This window comes from Streptosporangium sp. NPDC006013, assembly GCF_040614275.1.
GTDB lineage: Bacteria > Actinomycetota > Actinomycetes > Streptosporangiales > Streptosporangiaceae > Streptosporangium.
Genome location: NZ_JBEXUE010000540.1, coordinates 1 through 6,389, shown reverse-complemented (window position 1 = coordinate 6,389; position 6,389 = coordinate 1). Strand labels below are relative to the sequence as shown.

At 68.4% G+C, this 6,389-nt stretch carries 6 protein-coding genes; 5 read left to right on the top strand and 1 reads right to left on the bottom strand.

The window, feature by feature from the left end:
• The first annotated feature begins 122 nt into the window (after positions 1-122).
• From ABZ260_RS44295 to ABZ260_RS44275, 5 genes are all read left to right on the top strand, one after another.
• Positions 123-971, top strand: coding sequence for an ACT domain-containing protein (locus ABZ260_RS44295; RefSeq protein ID WP_355630032.1), 849 nt, complete (start codon positions 123-125; stop codon positions 969-971).
• 249 nt (positions 972-1,220) lie between these two features.
• Positions 1,221-4,025, top strand: a complete 2,805-nt coding sequence (locus tag ABZ260_RS44290) for a nitrate- and nitrite sensing domain-containing protein (protein WP_355630029.1) — start codon at positions 1,221-1,223, stop codon at positions 4,023-4,025.
• Between the two features lie 5 nt (positions 4,026-4,030).
• Positions 4,031-4,444, top strand: coding sequence for a roadblock/LC7 domain-containing protein (locus ABZ260_RS44285; RefSeq protein WP_355560141.1), 414 nt, complete (start codon positions 4,031-4,033; stop codon positions 4,442-4,444).
• Between the two features lie 39 nt (positions 4,445-4,483).
• A complete protein-coding gene (locus tag ABZ260_RS44280; protein ID WP_355630026.1) occupies positions 4,484-4,846 on the top strand; it encodes a DUF742 domain-containing protein in 363 nt (120 codons plus the stop codon).
• Between the two features lie 10 nt (positions 4,847-4,856).
• Positions 4,857-5,414, top strand: a complete 558-nt coding sequence (locus tag ABZ260_RS44275; RefSeq protein WP_355630039.1) for an ATP/GTP-binding protein — start codon at positions 4,857-4,859, stop codon at positions 5,412-5,414.
• Between the two features lie 63 nt (positions 5,415-5,477).
• Here ABZ260_RS44275 and ABZ260_RS44270 read toward each other — a convergent pair whose 3' ends face one another.
• Complete coding sequence (locus ABZ260_RS44270) at positions 5,478-6,374, bottom strand: glycine betaine ABC transporter substrate-binding protein (RefSeq protein ID WP_355630036.1); 897 nt, start codon at positions 6,372-6,374, stop codon at positions 5,478-5,480.
• Positions 6,375-6,389: the final 15 nt, after the last annotated feature.

Here is a 6,389-nt window from a genome sequence, read left to right as displayed (position 1 = left end):
TATGCTGATCGCTGCGTTGTGGGCTCGCGCGTGTCTCGGACGGAGTGGGCTCGCGCTCGATCACGCCGATGTGAATTCTTCGGCTGACGGTAAGACCGGCGGACGTCGACACCCTGGAGACCGTGGTCCGCCATCACCTCCTGCTGCCCGAGACGGCCACCCGCCGCGACCTGGACGACCCGGTGACCATCTCCCGGGTGGCCGAGGCCGTCGGTACGCGCGAGGTCCTCGAACTGCTGGCGGCCCTCGCCGTGGCCGACGGGCACGCCACCGGGCCCGCCGCCTGGAACTCGTGGAAGGCCTCACTGGTCACCGATCTGGTACGCCGGGTCCGTTCGGCGCTCTCCGGCACCCCGCTGCGGCCCGCGCCCTCGCTCTCGGTGGAGCAGGCGTCCCTGGCCCGACACGGCGGAGGCGCCGTGCGGATCAACGGGGGAGCGGTCACCGTGGTCGCGCCGGACCGCGCCGGGCTGCTCTGGCGTGCGGCCGGGGTGCTGGCCGCGCATCGGATGGTGGTCCGTGCCGCGTCGGCGGCCTCGGCGGGGGCGACCGCCGTGATCGAGTTCTCGGTCGTTCCCGAGTACGGCTCGCCGCCCGACCCCGCGACGCTGGAGGCCGACCTGCGGCTGGTCCTGGCCGGCCGCCTCGACATCGAGCAGCGCCTCGCCAGGAGGAGCAGGTCGATGCGCCCGGCCCGGGTGCCGGTGGCGCCGCCCAGGGTGAACCTGGTGGATGACGCGTCGAACACCGCGACGGTCATCGAGGTGCGTGCCCATGACCGTCCGGGACTTTTGTGGCGGATTGGTAGAGCGTTTGGTGAATGTGGCCTTGACGTACGGGCTGCCCGTGTGGAGACTCTCGGCGCAGAGGCGGTGGACGTCTTCTACGTGGTCGACAGAGCCGGCCGTCCGCTGACCGACGAGGTTCAGCGAGCTCAGATACGGGACCAGGTGCTGGCTGCCCTGCGGTAGCCGCGGATGATCGCCCCCTCGTCGCCTTCGTAACGATTAAAGGCGATATGTCGGTTTTGTCGATTCTTTCACGTGACCTTGTGGTCTGATGTTGTTCATCTGTGTCGTGATTGAGGGGTAGCGAGAGCTGTGGCGACGGCGACATCCGATAACGGGAGTGCTTCGGCACCCGACCGTGGCAAGCGGCCTGCCGCCCGGTTCGGCCTGAAGAACTGGCGTGTCCGTTCGCGTCTGACGGCTCTGATCCTGGTGCCGACCACAGTGGGTGTCGTGCTCGCGGGCACGCGCGTGGTGGCCTCCGTCGACAGCGTCGCCGGATACCAGCGGACCGCAGCCGCGGCGGAGTACTCCGGCGGTCTTCGGGATCTGGCCCAGGCGCTCGGTTTGGAACGTGACAGAGGTGCCTGGGCATCGTTCCAGCCTTCGGACAAGGGGTTGAAGGAGAGCGAGGAGGCCCAGCGGAAGGTGGTCGACGGACTGGCCAAGAAGGTGCTGGGGGAGGTCCAGGCGATCGACGACTCCTACGGCCCCCGAGCCGTGGAGGCGGCCAGGAGCGTCGCCTACCAGCTGGAAGGCCTTCCCGAGCTGCGCCGCCTGCCGGGCACGACCCGGGTGGAACGTTACAGCCACATGATCGCCCCGTTGCTCAAGCTCCACGAGGAGCTCACGCTGGTCAGCGACGATTCGGAGATCATCGGCAACACCCGCGCGCTCAGTGCCCTGGCGTACGCCAAGGAGGAGGTCTCCAAGCAGCGAGCCCGCCTGCTGGCCGGTTACTACGCGCCCTCGCTGATCAACCCGCAGGAGATCGAGAAGTTCATCGCCTCCCGTTCCCGCATGAACGAGTTCGAGGCGGACTTCAGCGTCGAGGCGAGCCCGGCCAACGGCCAGCTCCTCGCCAGCGCCATGATCGACGAGAGGGTGTACCGGGCCGAGCTGACCAAGTCCAGAGCGATCGTGCTCGCCGGCGACCCCCGGCACACCGGACGGCTGCTGTCGGGTTCCAACGATGTCAAGCAGTGGTTCTCGGACAACACCGCGGTCCTCGACCTGATGCGGAAGGTCGAGACCAGGGTCGCCGATGACGTGGTCGCCAGGGCCCGGATGCTGGAGGACACCGAGCAGCGCAACGCGATCATCACGTCCGCCCTGATCCTGCTCCTGCTCCTGCTGGTGCTCGGCCTCACGGTGGTCATCGCCCGCTCGATGGTGACGCCGCTGCGCCGCCTGCGAGCCGAGGCGCTGGAGGTCGCGGGCTTCAGGCTTCCCGAGGTGGTGCAACGGCTACGGGTCTCCGGCGACACCAGGACACCCGAGATCGCCCCCATCCCGGTCGAGAGCACCGACGAGATCGGCGAGGTGGCCAAGGCCTTCGACGAGGTCCACCGGCAGGCCGTTCGCCTGGCTGCCGAGGAGTCCGAGCTCCGCTCCAACGTCAGCGCGATGTTCGTCAACCTGTCGCGTCGCACGCAGACCCTGGTCGAGCGGCAGATCTCGCTGATCGACGGCCTGGAGAAGGGCGAGGAGGACGGAAACCGCCTGGCCGACCTGTTCAGGCTCGACCACCTGGCCACCCGCATGCGGCGCAACTCCGAGAACCTCCTGGTCCTCGCCGGTCACGAGCCGCCCCGCAGGCGCAGCAAGCCGGCCAAGCTCGTCGACGTCGTGCGCGCCTCCCTGTCGGAGGTCGAGGACTACGATCGGGTCCAGGTCAGGGTGCACCGTACGATCTCGGTCGCGGGCAGCGCCGCCAACGACATCGTGCACCTGGTCGCCGAGCTGGTGGAGAACGCCATCCAGTTCTCCCCCCGGGCCAGCCGGGTCGTGGTCTCCAGCAGTGCGATCGAGGGCGGCGGCGCGCTGCTCGCGGTCAGCGACCCGGGTATCGGCATGACTCACGAGGAACTGGTCGAGGCGAACCGCAGGCTGGCGGAGCCACCCGTGGTCGATGTCTCGGTGTCGCGGCGGATGGGCCTGTTCGTGGTCGGCCGCCTGGCCCTGCGGCACGGCATCCGGGTGCAGTTGCGCCCGCAGGAGGGCGGCGGCCTCGTCGCCATGGTGCTGCTCCCGCCGGAACTCGTCACTCAGGAGGGCCAGCCGGTGCGGACCCCCTCCTGGGGTGCGGACTCCTGGGGGGCGGAGCAGGCGGCCTCGGGGGACTTCTCCGCCCAGGCGCCCACCGGTCGCCCGCCCGTCCAGCAACCCTCGTACGGGCAGGGTTCGTTCGAGCATTCCTCGTTCGGGCGGGATTCGTTCGGGCAGGCGTCCACCCCGGACGCACCCTCGTTCGGCTCGACCTCGCTGCCCGGTGACCACTTCGCCGCGGAATGGCAGGCCTCCGCAGGTCAGGCGGACTCGTCCGGTGCTCCGGCAGGTGGCGCGCCACTGCCCAAGCGCCAGGTCGGCGGGCTGAAAGGCGGCGGGGGTGTCCCCACCCAGGGATTCTCCTCATGGGGTGAGTCCTCATACGAGTACGAGTACGAGTACGAGAACCCGGCGGGGGCGATGCCCACGGCGGGCGTCTCCCCGCTCGAAGCCGAGCAGGAGGAGTACCTGCCCATCTTCGCCTCGGTCGAGTCGGCCTGGTTCCGCCGGGCGGAAGGTCCGGTGGAAGGCGGGGTGCCCGCGACCCTTGCGCCGGCGAGCACGTCCGGCGAGCAGTCCACACCACCGGCGGGTGTACCGGTCCACCAGGCGGCTCACGAGCCGGTCTCACCCTCGGTGGGAGCGGAGGCGGAGCGATCCGCGACGGCGGGCGACCCGGACGACTGGAACACCCCGTCCGACGCCGGCTGGCGGGCCGCCCAGGCGGTGAGCGACCCCACCCTCGGCGGGATCACCGCCGCGGGTCTGCCCAAGCGCACTCCCCGGGCGAATCTCGTACCGGGCACGGCCGCTCCCACCCCGTCCGGCCCGGCGCCGTCCATGCCGTCCATGTCCCCGGACAGGATGCGCAACCGTCTGACGAGTTTCCAGCAGGGGGTGCGACGAGGTCGCGCCGAAGTAGCCGACACCACTACCAGGAGCCTTACCGACAAGGAGGATGGCTCGTGACGACCCTGAGTCATGAGGCACGCAGGTTCGACTGGCTGATCACCGAGTTCGTCCGCGGCACGCCCGGTGTCGCGCACGCGGTGTGCGTCTCCGCCGACGGGCTGAGAATCGCCAGTTCGGAGGGATTCCCGGCCGACAGGGCCGACCAGCTCTCCGCGGTCGCCGCGGGTCTGCTCAGCCTGACCGTGGGGGCCTCCCGCGTGTTCGACGGAGGTACGGTCACCCAGACCGTGGTCGAGATGGAGCGCGGCCTGTTGCTGGTCATGGCGATCAGCGATGGTTCCGCGCTCGCCGTGCTGGCCTCCTCCGACTGCGACATGGGTCTGGTGGCGTACCAGATGACCCTGCTCGTCGAGCGGGCCGGTCAGGTGCTCACCCCCGCGCTCCGCGCCGAACTACAGTCCCTTCGGGGTCGGTAGTGACCGGGGCCGTGCCGGGTTTGTTCAGGGGAGGGGTCAGTGCGGGGGATTGACGGAAGCGAGGACGACGAGCCGCTGTTCCGGCCGTACACCGTCACCGGTGGCAGGTCGGAGCCCCGTTTCCACCTGGCCATGGAGACGTTGGTCTCCTCTTCCTTCATCATGGAGGAGGACCTGGCTCTGCTCACCCCCGAGCAGGATGCGATCATCAGGCTCTGTCGCTCGTACCGCTCTGTGGCTGAGATCTCGGCTCTGCTGAAGGTCCCGCTCGGCGTGGCCCGCGTTCTGGTGGCGGATATGGTCGACGAGGGCTTCGTCCGCATCCATCAGCCGCGTCTTAATGAGGGACAACCGGATCTCAACATGCTCGAAAGGGTTCTCAGTGGACTTCGCAGGCTCTAGCCAGGGTGGCCTGACGTCAACGAAAATCGTTGTCGCGGGCGGGTTCGGTGTCGGCAAGACCACGTTCGTGGGGGCGGTGTCGGAAATCCTGCCGCTGACCACGGAGGCGGTGATGACCGACGCCAGCGCCGGGATCGACGACCTGGGGCTGACTCCGAACAAGACCACCACCACGGTCGCGATGGACTTCGGTCGTCTTTCGCTGGACCGCGACCTGATCCTGTATCTGTTCGGCACGCCAGGCCAGCACCGGTTCTGGTTCATGTGGGACGACCTGGTCCGCGGCGCGATCGGCGCGGTGGTCCTGATCGACACCCGGCGGCTGGCCGACGGTTTTCCGGCGATCGACTACTTCGAGGAGGCCAAGCTCCCCTTCCTGGTCGGCATCAACGGCTGGAACGGAGAGTTCCCGCACAACGAGGACGAGGTGCGCGAGGCTCTGACGCTGGCCCCGCACATCCCGGTCGTGCGGACCGACGCCCGCTCCCGGGACTCCGTCAAGAGCACGCTGATCACTCTGGTCGAGCACGTTCTGCGGGTCCGCGCGGCCTACGGCACGTCTGTGTAGCCCTCGCCCCATCCGGGTGGGGTCGTGCTCCGCGGCCACCCCACCCGGATGGGGTGGGAGGCGTCAGTCGGGTAGCCATTCCTTCCAGATGATCTTATTCGCGTCGATCCACTTCCGGGCCGCCCGGTCGGCGTCGAGGCCGTTCTCCGTCATGTCGTTCGCCACCGTGTTCTGCTGGTCGTTCGTCCAGGCGAAGTTCCTCACCAGCTCGTAGGCCCTGCCGCCGGTGTCGGCGAACCGCCTGCTCACGATCTTGTCGAGCAGGTAGGGCGGGTAGTCGCACTTCACCTTGGCGGGGTCGGCGTCGCAGCCGATCGCGTACGGCGGAAGATTGACCTTCGCCAGCTTGATCTGGGTGAAGAGCCACTGCGGCTCGTAGAAGTACATCAGCAGCGGGGTGCGGTCGCGGGTCGCCCGCCTGGCGGCCTCGATCAGTGCTTTCTCGCTGCCCGCGTAGACGACCTTGTAGTCGAGGTCGAGATTGCGCACCAGAGCCTCGTCGTGCGTGACATATGAGGCGTCCCCGTCAAGAAGTTGACCTAAATTGCCCGACTTGTCGGTTTTGAAGAGATGGGCGTACTTGTTGAGCTGTCGCCAGTCGGTGATGTCTGGATACTCGTCCACCATCCACTGCGGGACGTACCACCCGATGACACCCCTGCTGCCGTTTCTTCCCGCGGAGACCGCGACTTTTTTCTCCTCGATGTAGGTCTGCTTCTCCGCCTCCCGTCCCCAGTTCTCCACGATCACGTCCACCGTGCCCTTTTCGAGGCCCTCCCAGGACTGGGCCTCGTTGAGCTTGACCGTCTGCACCGGATAGCCGAGCTCCGCGGTCAGCAGCCGTCCGAGGACCGCGGCGCCGGCCTCGTAGCCCGCCCAGTCGTTGACACCCGGGTAGACGAGGTGGGTGCGGGCGTCGATCAGGCCCGGCGTAACAAGCGTGCCGCCGAGGTTCTCCACGTCCTCGCGATGACC